The sequence below is a fragment of the Thermogemmata fonticola genome, from assembly GCF_013694095.1.
Lineage (GTDB): Bacteria > Planctomycetota > Planctomycetia > Gemmatales > Gemmataceae > Thermogemmata > Thermogemmata fonticola.
In genome coordinates this window covers 223,623-238,400 of the sequence record NZ_JACEFB010000001.1, presented here as the reverse complement: position 1 = coordinate 238,400, position 14,778 = coordinate 223,623, and the positions used below count along the sequence as shown (strand labels likewise).

Sequence of the window (14,778 nt, the reverse complement as noted above, 5' to 3'; positions counted from 1 at the left end):
CAGTACCCCCTCCTTCGCCGCTATGCGGCATGGATTGGTGGTACCCCTTGGCCGGTGAGATGGCAGGAATAGAGCAGCCTCGATCAACAAGGGGGCCGACTCAAGCAGGGGTTGCGCTGGTTTACCTGGCGGAAAACACCCGCTCGATGCGACTGATATTCCCCTGTTTATCTTTGACCGCGACGATGATCCGCCCTCGCGGTACGGTCACGGGCGGATTGAGCGTCAGTTCATAGACACCATCACCGCGGGCGCGGAACAGGGGGGCGAGATTCTGGCCAGGTGGCTGCCCTTGGAGCGGGAAGTCAGCGATGACGGAGAAGCTGTCCAGGTCCAAGCCGCTGCCGTAGTCGTGCATACCGACGAGGATGCGTGCCAGCGGCGGGTTGTCCCCGGCTTTGGGGATGCTCAGGGTGAGCGTGGGACGCTGATCGTCAAGCATCCAGCCATAACCGGGGTCTTGGGGACGTTGAGGATCGTAATCGAGATCGATGGGGCATCCCAAGTCAATCCAGCGGACAAGGGTCAGTTTATCCTCGTCGGACAAGGGCGCCGCTTTGCCGCTGCGGACAGCCTCCGGTGGCGGCATGATGCTACCGGTGAAATCGAGATCAGCACGAGCACGGTTGGCTGCAGTATTGGGGACAGGCTGGCCTTTGAGTTGGAGGGTGCTAGGGTCGCCGGGCTTGGTTTCTGTGGGAAAATCATCGTTGCTCCAGCCGTCGAGGCGTTCGCCGTAGATTTTCCAAATGAGCAGGCTGCGGCGTGATTGGAACATGCGGATGTAACGGGAAGCATTCGGAGCGCGCCAAGCTCCGGCGAGGGGTTTGTACCCGAAGCGACCGGCGTGATCCATCGCCAAGCGGTAATAGGTGCCGGGAACATCGTCAGCATCAGGCAGGCGGACGGTGCGGAAGTCTCCCAAGTCGAGTTCCGCCGCTGGTTTCGGCCCGCTGTGGCAGGGGACGCAACTGCGTTCGAGGATCGGCTTGACATCCCGCCAGAACTCGACGTTGTGCACGCGGGGGACGTAACGCAAGCCGGTGGTATCTGTGGCATCCCAGCGCTGCCCGCTTTGATCGTGGGCCTTGCTGGTCAACAGCGGCGTTTGGCGGGTCAAATCAAAGACCTGGTAATCCGGCCGAGCGGCGTAGGTGCGGGCAAAGTCCGTCGGTTTCTGGCTGTGGGCATGGCAGCCGCCGCAGTCATGGCGGACTTCTCCCGGACGCACCTGATGCCACGTCTGGGCCATGTTGAGGACCATACCGCGGCGATCCAGGGTTTGAAAGGTGAAAGCCACATCGGCGGGAATCCGGGCCAGGAAACTTGTGTCCGGGTGACCATCGGGATCCAGAGGCTCCTGGCCGTTCGGTCCGCGGCCGATCTTACGCACCGGGATTTCGCCGAGGATGCGGAGCCGTTCGTTGGCATGACTGCGGAACGTCCGCCCACTCTTGGGACCCTTCGCGCGGTCTGTGGTCGGTTCCATGACCAGGATACGAATGGCGTGAATATCTTCGTTGCGATACCGTCCGGCATCCGCTCCTTGATTGAACCAGTTCCAGGACAGCGGCTCATCGCTCAGGAGATTGAACGGGTCGAGGTCCTGATAACCCGTGGGGTCGGAACCACCGGCGAAACTGGCCGTCACCTGACCGGGAGGCACGCGGCCATTCGGGTAACTTTCCCGCTTGTACAAACTGGAGGTGCCGACGAGACCGAAGGGCGTGCCGGCAGGTAGATGCGGTGACCGGGAGCCGTCATTGGCCAAAGGGGGGAGGCGTTTCGGCTCATCTACACCGTAGATGCGTCTGTACGGCACGACCGCTCTCGGCCACTGCTCATTGTAATTCGGATCATTCTTAATCAGCAGCAGTTGACCGGGAGAGTCTACCGGCTGGGATTTCTTAATGAGATAGATGCCGCCATCCGGGGCGGGGACGTGCACGGTGTAACCGCCGTTGACCGGACCAGGCGACCAAACGCACAGGAGGTGATTGTCCGGAGCCGCCGCGGGGTGAGTCACTTTGCCCAAGCGCGGTCCTGTCCGTCGGCCCGGCATGGCAAAATCGGCTGGCCCTTCATCCGCCCGAGCAAAGCGAGTCAGCGACTCGATCCCGAAGGGACTGAACGGCAAGCGGCGAATGCGTGGTTGGCCATTGTCCTTGTGCCCGTGAACCAAGGGTGGATTGCGGGGGTCTTCAGTCCAAGCGGGACCGAACGCCGGCGTGCCGGGAGGCAATTCCACCGGGAATTTGACAAAACTCCCAAACCCGCTGCTTGTTTGGTTGTAATACTCCTCGGCGACAATGGAACCGTCGGAAATCTGAGTTTGAAAATGCCACGCCGTGGGACTTGCACCCGGAAGGAAAGCACTGGCCAGCGGCCCCCAATTGGTGCCATCGGGATGGATGACCCACAAACCCCACAAGGTTGAGGCCCGTAAACCCTGGGATTCCAGGGTCGAGAACATAATCCGGCCATCGCGCAGCACGACCGGATGCAAGGCACAGCCCAAATTGAGATGCCCAATGCATTCCACATTGGAGCCATCATCATCCATGATGAAAAGCTGCAAGGTGTGCGGCAGCCGTTTGGGAGGCCGGAAAGCGTGGCGATTGCTCGTAAATACCACTTTGCCGCCGGGAAGGGGGCAGGGGCCGAGATTCAACACCCCGTAGGGAAGCCAGTTCTTGCCTTCCTGGGGAGTGCGAAAGTCGTCCGACCAGTTCGCCGCCCCGGTGTTCGGAGCAAATTCCTGACGTGTCAGGCGCACGATCTGGCGCGTCTTGAGGTGAATCTTGTAAATATCCGCGCCGCTAGCACTGGCACAGGAGGGGCTGGCATCTCGCAGATCATGAAAGAGACTGTAATAAACCCATTCTCCATCGAAGGAAACCATGGGGTCCGTCACGGAACCGTTCCCGCCGCGGACCAGCACCTCTTCCGTGCCGTCCGGATGAAGCAGGACCAAATCCCCGCCGGGATCCATAAAGTGCGGGTTGGAAATCTCCGCCCAATTCGTGCCGACACGATCCCCCTTACGCGGTGTGCGGACGTAAACAATGTCGTAATCGATCTTGACCTCCGGGTCCTCTCGGATGGGCCGCGGTTGAACTGACGAGGAAGCCGTTTGCGAGGCCGGCGAAGCTTCAGGTCCCTGCAACAAGCCCCAACCTAAAAGACCTCCGAGGAACAACCAACGACCTAGGCCGCGCATCATGGTGTGCCTCCCGGCATCTCCTCCGCTCTGCTTCTGTCCTCACCCACACTGGGGATATTATGCGTGCTGCTGCCCATCCCGTCCGCGTGCCTGGACCTGTCCCGTGCTCATTTTCCCGAATCTGTTTTCAGACCGCCGTCCTGGACCTGGAGGCATTCCGAACACGCGATTTGCCGATCAGCTGAGCGAATGGATTCCGTGTTGCGATATTGTCCAAAAAGACACCGAAGAGACTTGCTCCTGGGACGAGAGCATGTCTCCCCGGTGTGAGAAAAGCATCGCAAAGTTGGTCGGTGCGAAACGCGAAGGGAAGGGCCGGTTATTTGAGGGCTTCCTCCGCTGCCACAGCAATGTCCTTGGCCTTTTCCGCAGCGCTCTTCGTGTCCTTGAAAGCGAAGTTTTTAACGATGGTGCCGCCCTGTTTGTACACGAGCACCGTTACCGCCGCTTCGGGGTTGAGCTTGTAGCGGCTCGGTCCCTCTTTCTCCTCAGCGATAGTCAGAGCGGTGGTGAGCTTGTGTGTCGCCTGCAGCTTCTCGAAGTCGGAGGCTTCCACGCCCCGGATGCCCACCACAACGGTGCCGAGCTTGCTGTTATTCTTCTGCACGGCGTCGACCGCCTTAACCAGCTCCGCCAGGTGGTCATCCGCTTTCTGAGTGAAGATCAGCACCACCGCCGGCCGGGCTTCCCCATTGAACTTGCAAACATAGCACAAGGATTCCCCTTTCTTCTCCCCCGTAATCGCCTTGACGAAAAATGCTCCGCCAATTTTGTCGGTCGGCCCCGATTTGATCTCCTCGGCTCGGACACCGGAGACGCCCACCACCAGTAGGGCTGCCGTCAGGGTGTAAAACAGACGCATCGCCACTCTCCTAGAGAAAACCCCAAGATCCCGAAGTGGAACCTCTCCACTTCTACCCTTTGGACGGCGAACCTCCCCGGATTATTCAACACTCCCACGGCAGGACTGCACGCAGAGACAGTGCGGAAGCCTGAAGGAAGAGTCGCTTTCATCATCCCTGAGTGAAAAGAAAGCATACCCTACCCAAGATAACCGGAGTTGATCAGCGGCGGCGGGAAGCGTAAAAGCGGTTAGCCAAGATGGCTTCCGTGGCATAGACGGCAAACAGGACTAGGAGTAGCCAGGGAAATAGCTCGATCGGTCCGCCAAAGGTGCGCTCAATCATCTCCCGTAGAGTGCGGTTTTTGTCCAAAGTGACGACGCTGTTGGGTCCTGTGAGAGGCTCGTAAAGCTGGGGTGAGAGGCGCTCCAGGAGCGATTCCTGGGGAGGAAGGTTAAGACTGAACGCTTCGCGCCAGCCCAGACTTTCCAAACTGACCGTGTAATGTCCCGGCTGAGAGACGCGCGGCGGTCCCAAGCGCAATTCCGTTTGCTGTTCGCCCAGCTCCAGGAGTTGGTCGCTTCCCACCACACCCGGCCCTTGCAGGATGGCCTTGCTGCCGCGGGGGATGGCGGTTTTCGGCAGCGGCAGAATGACGACATCTCCGCAGGTGTAGTTGAAGTTGGCATCGGCGATGTCTCCGGCCAAATACCGGGCCAGCCAGTAAGGGAAGACGACGTACCACTTGGAACCTTCGGTCTCCCAGTAATCGTTCCAGGGGGGATGCTCGCTGCTGGGCACGTCCAGGCGGGTGGTGAGCAACAGGACGCGCCCCTTGATTTTGCCTTCCTCTTTGGGATCGGCGATGCCTCGTTCCAAGACGGCAGGCCGCTGCTGATTCGGATCTGCATGGTCGTTGTAACGGACGATGACGGCAGCCTCCGGCGCCGGAGTCACGGAATAATACTTCCAGGTACGCCGGGGATTGACCACTTCCGTGACGTTACCCTTTTGCCGCCAGAGTTGCAGGTCTTTCAACAACGGGTGCTGTAAGGTACGGTCATCGAGGCGCCATGTGACTCCGCTAGTGCCGTCGCGGGGTTCCGGCCAGCCGGGTGCCGCTTGGGGGGGCGGTGACGGGTCTAATTGGCGGGTATCGATCACCTTCCCAATCTGCGCCGGCATTAGATCCACGGCACTGTTGTATTCCTCTGCCTCCAGCTCCGGTCCAGGGATGATCAATAGTTTCCCCCCCGCTTGCACGTAAGGGCGCAGCTTGTCCCATAAGGTTCCGCCTCTACTGGATAGACCTGGATGGCGGACGTTGAGCAGTGTGATCAAATCAAAACGGCTCAACTCTTCCTGCACTTGAGCCTTGGGATTGCCGGGATCGGGATATTCGACCAGGACTCGTCCGTCGGCGTTCCGGCGGACTTGCTCCGGCGTGACGACCAGGCAGTCGAACTCTCCCTTGGCAGCATGAGCCGCTTGCCAGAACAAGGCATCTTCTGGCCGGTCGCTGATCGTGAGGATATTCCGGTCGGCTCCTACCTGGAACGTCAGATAGCGGCTGTTGTCCGCTATAAGGCGGTCGGTGTTTTCGATTCGGAAGGTAGCGTTGTGCAGGCCGGGAGCGAGATTTTGGAACTCGATGCGCAGGGGGCGGGATTGACCATACGGCACGCGCAGGGTTTTCTTTTGGACCTGTTGTCCTTGATCGAGTTCGGCGCTGACGACGATCTCCGGAGCCTCTTCCCCGGCAGGACCGGCAGCTGTGACGGTTAAAGTGATGATGGCCGGTTGATTGGCGGCAATAATCTGAGGCTTCATCTGGGCCGAGGTGAGGGCAAAATTGATCGGCTGAGGGACGCCGACATCGATGACGGTGTGGACCGGTTTGGGGTCCGGCAGCGAATCGCGCAAGCGAGCCAAGTCCTCGGTGCGCTCCGGGTCCCAGGAACCCGTTGTACAGTCCGTGTAAAGCACAATCAATCGGCTCCAGGCATTGGGATCGTCCCCCTCTGGCGGTTCGACTTTAGCCAGCAGTTGGTAAGCACTGGCTAGGGCGGCACTGACTGAACCGCTGGAAGCAACCGGCTGATCCAGCCCTTGCACCAGAGAACGGGCTTCGCTGATGTCGGTCCAACGGCCGTGAGGATCATCGGTGGTCAGAATGGCTACGGCGGAGCGCGCCGGTAGCTCGTCGAGGAACTCTAGAGCGCGGCGGCGGGCTTCCTCCAGGCGCGTCTTGTCTTCGTGGAGCAAGCCCATGCTCGGACTGGTATCGAGAATCAACACCGCGGCGACCGGCTGCTCGCCGAAGAAGTGGATGCGCTCGCTGTACAACACCGGTTGGTACAGGGCCAGGCAGAAGAGAGCGATCAGCCCCATTCGCAAAAGCAGCAGCAGCAGGTGCCGCAGGCGCAGCTTCCGCTGATTGGTCCGCAGTTTCTGGGTGAGGAAGTGGTAGGCGGGGAAGCGCAGACGTTTCGGCTCCTGCCGCAGGAGTAGATGGACGAGGATGGGCAGCCCCACCAAGGCCGCCCCGGTGAGCAGGATCGCGTTCATATCCCCATTCTATCCGCCGGTGGGGTGGGAAGGGGGGCACGCGGAGTCACCTGTGTCTCCAACCGGCTGCCTTGACGGCGGGGGAAGAGGCTAGCCAGGGTCCACCCACCCCAGGAGCAGAAGCCAGCCAGGGTCCACCCCGGCGGTTGGTCAAGGCGCCCCGGTCTTTCCAAAGCAAAACAGATGCGTCTCGCCGCGGATATAGAGCCGGGCATCGGCGGCAGCAGGAGTCGCAATCACCTTTTGACCCAGATGGCCTTTCGCCAGCTCCTCGTATTCCCGCTGGGCCTTGAAGACGACGAACTCCCCAGTGTCGGCAATGGCCAGAATGCGATCCCCCATCAGGATCGGCGAGGCGGACGATTCCTTAATCATGATCTGCTCGCTGAAGAGGATTTTGCCCGTTCGCGGGTCGGCACAGGTGGCGTGGGAGCCGCGGTGATCGCCGATCCAAAAGAGCAGGCCGTCCCGCGTGAGCATGCAGGGAACATAGGGAAGGGTGCCCCGTTGCAGTTCCCAGGCTTTACGCGGAGTTTGGCCGCTTAGGTCCAAGGCGATCATGTAGCGCGCGCCGCTGCCATCACCGCATGCCATGATCAAGCGATCCTCGACATAAATCGGATGGCCGATGACGCGCAAGGGCATCTGCCCTTTGGGCCAAGTCAGGGTGTAGTCCCACTTCACCTGACCACTGGCGGGGTCGTAAGCGGTGATCTGATGGGTCGTGCCGACCACGAGTTCTTCATCATGGCCGGGGCGGCGCAGAATGAAGGGTGTGGAATAACAGGCTCGTTCCTTTTTCCGGGGTGCTATCCATTTCCGCTCTCCCGTCGCCGCATCCAGGGCGATCAGCTCGGCATGCTCGTCGTCATCCACATTGGCATAGACCATCCCCCGATGCACGATGGGGGAAAATCCCGGACCATGCTGGCTCACATAACCGCCCAAGGAAGTATGCCACAACTCCCGGCCTTCCAGATCGTAGGCATGGATGGCGACACCGGAACCATCCCACCAGACACAATAGATATGCTTGCCATCACTCGCTGGGGTGCTGGAAGCCAGCGAATTCTTGACATGGGTCTTGGCAGCGCTCCCGCGATGAGTCTTGGTCCATAACACCTTGCCATTGGCAGCATCCAAGCAGATCAAAAAGCGATTCTTTCCATCGGCAGAGGCACTTTGCAGATACACCTTGCCCGACACCACAATCGGCGAACCGTTTCCTTTTCCGGGTATGGCTGTCTTCCACAAAGGTTTGGCAGGGTCAATCGGAGGCAAAGGTCCGTCGGCGATGCCGGAACCGTTCGGACCACGGAAACGGTCCCAATCCGCCGCGGACGACAAGCTGGCCAAACTAACCACAACGATTCCCAGACCCAACAAAAACCATACGCTTCTCATGGCAGCCGTTCACTCCGAAAAGACAGGGGACATTAAGCAGGGAGGACACTCAAGCGGCAACCGTGGGGTTGCCAGCGAACCGGCGGGTTCAGCCATCATCATACCAGTCTAGCGTCGCGAAGCCAAACGGTACGGAGCTTTGATTTTCGGTCGGACCGCGGGCATCTGGTGCACACCCTCTTTCCCGAGGGTTACTCACGGACTTCCAAAAGCCGAAGCCGATAATATCAGCGGAATGACATCGATCCAGACAGAAGGAACTCAAGCATGCAGCCTGTGATAGCCGTCACGATGGGCGATCCCGCCGGAGTGGGTCCAGAATTGTGCTTGCGCCTGCTGCAACTCCCCCACGTCCACGAAATCTGTCAGCCGATCATCTACGGGGATCGCTCTCTCCTAAGCCGGGTTGCTCGGCAGCTCGGTTGGCCTGAACCGGCGGCGGAGTGGGTCCGTGATATTCCAGGCTTGGACGCCGTGGCGCCGGGCCGTATCGCAGCCCCCTGCGGCGAAGCCTCGTATCGCTACGTCTGTCAAGCGATCGAGGATGCCCTCGCAGGTCGCGTAGCAGCGATCTGCACCGGCCCCATCCACAAAGAGGCGTGGCATCAGGCCGGCGTCCCTTATCCCGGCCACACGGAATTGCTCGCCGATAAGACCCGCAGCCCCTTCACGTGCATGATGCTGACCAGTGAGGCGATCACCTGCTCCTTAGTCACAGGTCACGTCGGCTACGGAGAAGTCCCGCGCTTGTTGAGTGTTGAATCCATCCTCCAAACGATCCGCCTGACGGCCCGCGCAATGCGACGCCTCCGCCAACGGGAAGTTCGCCTCGTGGTATGCGGTCTCAATCCCCATGCCGGGGAGCACGGCTTGTTTGGAGACCAGGAAGAGGAGCGCTTCATTGCTCCGGCGGTATCACAGGCCGCTCACGAAGGGTATCGCGTCGAAGGTCCCCTCTCCCCAGACACCGCTTTCATTCGCTCTCTCCGCCAACGCACAGATGCCTACATCTGCATGTATCACGACCAAGGGCTTATCCCCCTCAAGGCTCTGGCTTTTGAGGAAGCGGTGAATGTTACCCTGGGACTGCCGATTGTGCGGACTTCAGTCGATCACGGCACGGCCTTCGACATCGCCTGGAAGGGCGTGGCGGAGGTCAGCAGCCTGGTGCGCGCAGTGGAATTGGCAGCGCGCCTGGCCGAAGGGCGGTTGCGGGACCCATTTCCTAGCTCCGGAGTATAAGGGGGGAAAAATCCAAACACCGCGGTCAGTTTCGTCATCCCGTCATCACCCGCCGCTGGGGGGAGTCGTCTGCTAACCCGATGAGCAACTCGGCCTGGGGGTTCTGTCAGGTTGGCTCCGTGGCGGCTAGCCATTCTTGGACGGCGGCATCGCTGGGCATCCGCCAATCCCCGCGAGGGGAGAGGCTGACTGTTCCGACCTTCGGTCCGTCCGGCAAGCAACTTCGCTTGTATTGCTGGGCGAAAAAGCGTTTCAGGAAGGTCCGCAACCAGTGCTTCAGTTCCTCCGGCGAATAGGGGCGCGAGAAACGAGCCTGACGGGCCAGATAGAGGATTTTCTCCGGTGAGGAACCGAAACGCAGAAAATGGTACAGAAAGAAGTCAATCAGTTCGTAAGGCCCGACCACCTCCTCGGTCAATTGCACGATGTTCCCAGAAGCATCGGGAGGCAACAACTCCGGCGTGATGACAGTATCGGCGATATCCAGTAGTATTTTCCGGGTATTCCCCTGAAATTCGTGCTCGGCAGCCCAGCGGACCAGGAAGCGAACCAGCGTTTTCGGCACACTGACGTTGACGTTGTACATGCTCATGTGGTCGGCGTTGTAGGTGCACCACCCGACGGCCAGTTCGGACATGTCCCCCGTGCCGATGACAAAACCGGTATTCATCAACAGAGAGGTTCGCACACGGGCCTGTACGTTCTCAAAAACGAGGTCGTACCGCCGGCTGGCCGGCAAACGCCGCAGCTTGTCGCTGAACGACTCCACGGTTTCTCCGGTCAGGGGGATGCCGAAGGGCGCATGGCCCAGAGCACGCATTTGTTCCAGGCATATTTCCCGAATGTCGATTTCCTGGGCCGAGACGCCCAACGCCTCCATCAAGCTGCGGGCATTGGAGAGCGTCCGCTCGGTCGTGCCGAATCCTGGAAGGGTGAGGGCGTGAATGTGGCGGCGGGGCAGTTTCAACAGATCCGCTGTCTTGCAGGCCACCAGCAAGGCCAGGGTCGAGTCGAGGCCGCCGGACACGCCAATGGCGACTGGCGGCGTGCCGGTCTGCTCCAGCCGCCGAGCCAGGGCGGAAACCTGGATGTGGAAGATTTCCCGGCAGCGTTCATCTCGGCTTGCCGGGTCCGCGGGCACAAAGGGCTGCGGATCGATCGCGCGCAATAACTCCGGCGAACGGGGTGACAGTTCCAAGGAAAAGGGGATGCGCCGCCACTCTTGCGCATGGGCCAAGCGATTGTCATGGAAACTGGTCATCTGGCAGCGGTCGTGCCAGAGATGTTGCAGATCGACATCAGCGGCAGTCAAACCTCCCGTGTACGAGAAGCGGTCGCTCTCCGCGAGGAGCGTTCCATTTTCCGCAATCAGAGCATGCCCGCCGAAGAGCAAGTCCGTGCTGGATTCCCCAACACCGGACGAGGTGTAAACGTAGGCAGCCAAACACCGCCCCGATTGACTCACCACCAGTTGGCGGCGATAAGACGCCTTCCCCACCAGATCATTACTCGCCGACAGATTCAACAGGATCATGGCGCCCGCCAGAGCCGCAGAAGAGGAAGGCGGAATGGGAACCCACAGGTCCTCGCAGATTTCCACGGCGAAAATTAGCTCCGGCCACGAGCGACAGCAGAACAATAGATCGGCTCCGAAGGGGACTTCCTGCCCCTCCCATGAGATCGTCCGCCGGAGAGCGTGCCCCGCGGCGCTGAAGTAACGCCGATCATAAAACTCTTTATAAGTGGGCAGGTAACTCTTCGGAATAATCCCCAGAATCTCGCTTCCCTGAACCACCACTGCGACGTTGAAGACCTGGCCATCGACTGCCCACGGCGTGCCATAAACTGCGACTCCCCGGTAGCGTCGGCTGCCCTCCCGGATCAGGTGCTGCAAATGGGTCAAAACCCTCCGCTGCAACGTCTCGTGGTGGAAGAGGTCATGGCAGGTGTAACCTGTGAGGTGGCACTCCGGGAAGACGAGGAGATTGACCCCCAGCGCCTCGGCCTGTTCGAGGAGCAGTAACGTTTCCGCGACGTTCGAGGCGACATCGGCCAAATGCAAGCGTGGCGTCGCGGCGGCTACCCGCACGTAACCATAGGGATGCATAAAGCCATTGTATGCGATCGCTGCTTGGCTCCACTTGGCCCCCTGATCCTACTCGGCACCCGCAGCCTGCCGGCTTCGCGGAATTTGGCGATCAAGCCGGTTATATCGTCATGTTCGGATCGAAGGCCATAACAGCCAGGCCAGAAGTAATAACAGGGCGGCACCCGCCAAGCTGAATGCTATCAGGCAGCCGAGCGAGGGGTCCGGCTGAGCGGCGGCGTCCGCCTCCTCCTGCTGGGCTTGGCTCTCGCGGCGCTGGTGATACCACACGAACAGAAGCAACACAAAGCAAAAGAACAGATCACCGGCGAGCAGGAGCAGGAGAATGACAAGGGCTGTGATCACTCGTCGTCATCCACTGTCAAGGAAGCGAGTATGGCGTCGAGGACGGGTTCGTTTTTTTGGCGGTCGTACTCGCTGACCTGACGCAAGATCAACAGCGGCCCCGCCGGTGTATCCACGCAGCGCGTCCGACAGATGCTGAGTGTGTCGATGGTCACAAAGTCAATATCATGCCCGACCGCCATCTGCCCCGCCACGGTTTCGACACAATCTTCTGCGTCCAATTCCTGATATTCGGAACGGATCGCCGCCAGGGTTTCATCGGCGAGTTGCACGATACTGTGAGCATCCGGCCGCAGGGCAAAAAGGGCAAAGGCAGTCTGCGGACTGGTGAGAGTCACCGTCCAGCCTCCGCTGCCGGCGTCCTCGTCCAGCTCCAGTTTCCAGTTTGCTGGATAGCGGAAGTGGATGCCATCCCGGTCGAATTGCCGCAGGTCTTGCATGATGAAGCCCTCAGAGTCGAAGGGCGTTTTCTCTATTGTATCGGGCGGTGGCTCCTCCTCCCAGGCTATTGTCCAGCGTGGCCAAGGGGGTAGGGATAATTCGGAGTCGGAATAAATCCAAGTCAGCCGCCGGATTTGGGCAGGTGCAGCAGAATGAGGCTTGGGCGTGTACGGGCCAGGCCGGGAAATACGGGCCAAGCCGGGAAACGCCGCCTTCCTCGTGAGTGGCGTCCTATCGAGAACGGGAAGGAACGACCAGGACCAGGGTAGTTATCTGGGCCGTGATGGGAGCTGGCCCAATTCCGCGCAGTGTGTGTACTCCTCATGCGGCGGCGTATTTTTCCCGCATTTGATCCAGGAACTTCTTACTTTGTTCCGTCACGTTCCAAGCGTCAGGCCAGAAACACAAATCGACGCACCACCAGTCGTGAGGCACCCCTGCTTGTCGCAAGGCGGGCAGCAGTTTGTCGAAATTGAGCCGGCCGGTACCGAAGGGATTATGCGTGCTGGTGTTGTGCTCGTTGAGGGTACCGTCGGAATCGATGAGGTGGACGTGGGTGATCTTCCCCTTGAGCTTTTCGAGAAGTTCCAGTTCGCCTCCAGGCAAGGTTTCGCGCGGTCCCACTTGGTTGGCTCCCACGGCTGCGCACATGTGCGCATGACAGGTGTCGAACAGGACGCCGAAGTTGTTGTTCCCCCGGCTGCGGACCATGTCCACCAGTTGCAGGATTTCAGAGGGCTTATTGAAAGCGAAGCCTGGCTCGAACTCCCAGCACACGTTCAAGCCGAAGTCTGCCGCCATTTTGCTCGCTTTGTCCCACACCGCCGCGATGCGCTCCAGGCCCTTTTGGCGGCCGATTTTTTGGCCTTCGGGGTCCTTCTCGAAGTAATCCGGAGCCACCACGGTATCGACGCGGATGGTCTGTGCTCCCACATCCGCCGCAAAATTGCACCAGCCGAGAAAGGCCGTCAGGTACGCGGAGGGCGGGTCATCCAGGATCGACGTTCCGGGATTCTTGAAGGCCCAGAGGTCAATGGCGATGCCGGAGAGAGCTAAACCATGATCGGCGATCTCCTGCTTCAGGCGCGCTCGTTGGGCTTTGGTCGGATGAGATGCCGGAGACGGATGCGGCCCGAAACTCCCCAACTCCACGCCGTCATAGCCGAGGCTTTGCAAGCGATGCAGGATCACATGGAAGTCATTCGTCGGCTCTTTCTGGTTGAACAGATAGGCCCACGTCCCGATCGAAATGCGCGCTTTGCCCATGAGCTTGCCTCCTGGAATATTCATTCATCGCGTTATCATACACCAAATATCGTGCTCTGGCTCAATAATTTGCACTTTCGAAGATGACTGCGCTGAGGGTAGACATCGTGCCCTAATCGGTGGGTAGCAAGGTTCTGGGCCGCGACTAAGGGAACCTAACGACTTCGCCATTGACTTGGCTATGCAAAACGAATTCGCGTGACCCTGGTGTTCCATCCATAATGCGTTTGTAGAGCAGGTCGAAGAGATCATCGACGACTTCCGCCTGCACCTGTTAGCTAGCTTCACGAACACAAGTTACTGTGGTTTCTTCCCCCCCCTCTGGATCGTGGAATATTGAGCACGCAGAGCTTTGGATTTCTTTACTTCGTCAGGCTTCTCCAAAGCCGTGTAGGGTGCAATCAGTCGATCGAGGGCTTCAGGAATGCAGTAGACCTCTCGTGGTGAGATCGTCCTCTCGTGGGCTTTCATTCCGTCGTAGCCCTTCAGAGAGTATTTTGAAAGTTCCTGGATGGCCGGGTAGGCCAGAAGAACGCCCAAAGTCCAACCCACCTACCCGACCCACCTCAAGTCTACCACATGGCCAACCCTGCAACCCATCCCTCCCACATCCAAACATCGACGCCCACGCACATGGTCACCACGCCACATCGTCAACGCCATCTTCTCCGTCATCCGCACCGGCTGCCCTTGGCGAATTTTGCCCACAGCCTTCCCGCCTGGGCAGACCGTCTCTGGCTACTTCCGTCGCTGGACGGACAGCGGACTGAAGGAGCCGATCAACGCTGTGCTGGTAGGGCAGGTCTGCCAAAAGGCTGGTCGTCTCCCCAGCCCTAGCGCCGGGATCATCGACCGCCAAAGTGTCCAGACATCCCCCGACCCCGCAAGCGGGGTATTGAGGTGGGCACCCTGGGATTGTGGCTGGTGGTCGTGGTGTACAGCGTAGGCATCCCGGACGTCACCGGCGGCAAGTTTGCCCTGGCATGGGGGCCGAGGGTGGAGACGAGGGCATCGTGGGTGACGTGCGGGTGCAGTGGGGTTGGTGGCTTGACCTTGTGCGTCGACCGCAGGGGGGTGCAAAGCGGGGTCAGCCTGCCTCATGGTGGGGTGGTGGAGTGTCTGTTTGCTTGGCTGGGTTGCTAACGCCGTTTGGGGTGCGATGAGGAGGAGGCGGTGGCTTTCAGCGAAGCTGTGGTCGACTGTGCTAGCATCCGCTGCCTGCTGAAACTGTTGAACCGCTTGACTTTTGAAACACTCTCTCACAGTCTTAGCGAATCATTGAAGGTGCTATTATATTCCTATGCAACCTATTCTAGTCTTTTATGACATTGTGTATCAGT

General features: G+C 59.7%; 9 protein-coding genes and 1 pseudogene. 2 read left to right on the top strand and 8 right to left on the bottom strand.

The features are described 5' to 3' along the window. Positions 1-121: 121 nt before the first annotated feature. The 4 genes from H0921_RS00890 to H0921_RS00875 form a co-directional block, all read right to left on the bottom strand. The gene (locus tag H0921_RS00890) at positions 122-3,223 is read right to left on the bottom strand and encodes an HzsA-related protein (RefSeq protein WP_194536142.1); all 3,102 of its coding nucleotides are present in this window, start codon (positions 3,221-3,223) and stop codon (positions 122-124) included. A gap of 319 nt (positions 3,224-3,542) precedes the next feature. Further along, positions 3,543-4,085, bottom strand: a complete 543-nt coding sequence (locus H0921_RS00885; protein ID WP_194536141.1) for a hypothetical protein — start codon at positions 4,083-4,085, stop codon at positions 3,543-3,545. A 202-nt stretch (positions 4,086-4,287) separates the two neighbouring features. Continuing rightward, positions 4,288-6,633, bottom strand: a complete 2,346-nt coding sequence (locus H0921_RS00880; RefSeq protein WP_194536140.1) for a BatA domain-containing protein — start codon at positions 6,631-6,633, stop codon at positions 4,288-4,290. 150 nt (positions 6,634-6,783) lie between these two features. Next, complete coding sequence (locus tag H0921_RS00875) at positions 6,784-8,037, bottom strand: PQQ-binding-like beta-propeller repeat protein (protein ID WP_194536139.1); 1,254 nt, start codon at positions 8,035-8,037, stop codon at positions 6,784-6,786. Between the two features lie 267 nt (positions 8,038-8,304). Here H0921_RS00875 and pdxA point away from each other — a divergent pair, with 267 nt between their 5' ends. Further along, complete coding sequence (pdxA, locus tag H0921_RS00870) at positions 8,305-9,279, top strand: 4-hydroxythreonine-4-phosphate dehydrogenase PdxA (RefSeq protein ID WP_228498881.1); 975 nt, start codon at positions 8,305-8,307, stop codon at positions 9,277-9,279. Between the two features lie 106 nt (positions 9,280-9,385). Here the strand turns inward: pdxA and H0921_RS00865 are convergent, their stop codons facing one another. From H0921_RS00865 to H0921_RS00850, 4 genes are all read right to left on the bottom strand, one after another. Next, entirely contained in the window at positions 9,386-11,386 is a 2,001-nt protein-coding gene (locus H0921_RS00865) for an NAD(+) synthase (protein WP_194536138.1), read from the bottom strand. A 108-nt stretch (positions 11,387-11,494) separates the two neighbouring features. Beyond that, a complete protein-coding gene (locus H0921_RS00860; RefSeq protein WP_194536137.1) occupies positions 11,495-11,731 on the bottom strand; it encodes a hypothetical protein in 237 nt (78 codons plus the stop codon). Beyond that, positions 11,728-12,171 (bottom strand): hypothetical protein, encoded by a 444-nt coding sequence (locus tag H0921_RS00855; protein WP_194536136.1) that lies wholly within the window; start codon positions 12,169-12,171, stop codon positions 11,728-11,730. Before H0921_RS00855 ends, H0921_RS00860 begins: the two co-directional genes overlap by 4 nt. A 322-nt stretch (positions 12,172-12,493) precedes the next feature. Continuing rightward, the gene (locus H0921_RS00850) at positions 12,494-13,438 is read right to left on the bottom strand and encodes a sugar phosphate isomerase/epimerase family protein (protein ID WP_194536135.1); all 945 of its coding nucleotides are present in this window, start codon (positions 13,436-13,438) and stop codon (positions 12,494-12,496) included. A 586-nt stretch (positions 13,439-14,024) separates the two neighbouring features. On the opposite strand from H0921_RS00850, the pseudogene H0921_RS18410 reads away from it, so the two are divergent. Beyond that, a pseudogene (locus H0921_RS18410) lies at positions 14,025-14,384 on the top strand (transposase); the annotation flags it as partial. Between the last annotated feature and the right edge of the window lie 394 nt (positions 14,385-14,778).

Bases quoted from the DNA above. Each gene is read 5' to 3' on its own strand.
- H0921_RS00890 (WP_194536142.1), bottom strand. From the start codon at position 3,223: ATGATGCGCGGCCTAGGTCGTTGGTTGTTCCTCGGAGGTCTTTTAGGT.
- H0921_RS00885 (WP_194536141.1), bottom strand. From the start codon at position 4,085: ATGCGTCTGTTTTACACCCTGACGGCAGCCCTACTGGTGGTGGGCGTC.
- H0921_RS00880 (WP_194536140.1), bottom strand. From the start codon at position 6,633: ATGAACGCGATCCTGCTCACCGGGGCGGCCTTGGTGGGGCTGCCCATC.
- H0921_RS00875 (WP_194536139.1), bottom strand. From the start codon at position 8,037: ATGAGAAGCGTATGGTTTTTGTTGGGTCTGGGAATCGTTGTGGTTAGT.
- pdxA (WP_228498881.1), top strand. From the start codon at position 8,305: ATGCAGCCTGTGATAGCCGTCACGATGGGCGATCCCGCCGGAGTGGGT.
- H0921_RS00865 (WP_194536138.1), bottom strand. From the start codon at position 11,386: ATGCATCCCTATGGTTACGTGCGGGTAGCCGCCGCGACGCCACGCTTG.
- H0921_RS00855 (WP_194536136.1), bottom strand. From the start codon at position 12,171: ATGCAAGACCTGCGGCAATTCGACCGGGATGGCATCCACTTCCGCTAT.
- H0921_RS00850 (WP_194536135.1), bottom strand. From the start codon at position 13,438: ATGGGCAAAGCGCGCATTTCGATCGGGACGTGGGCCTATCTGTTCAAC.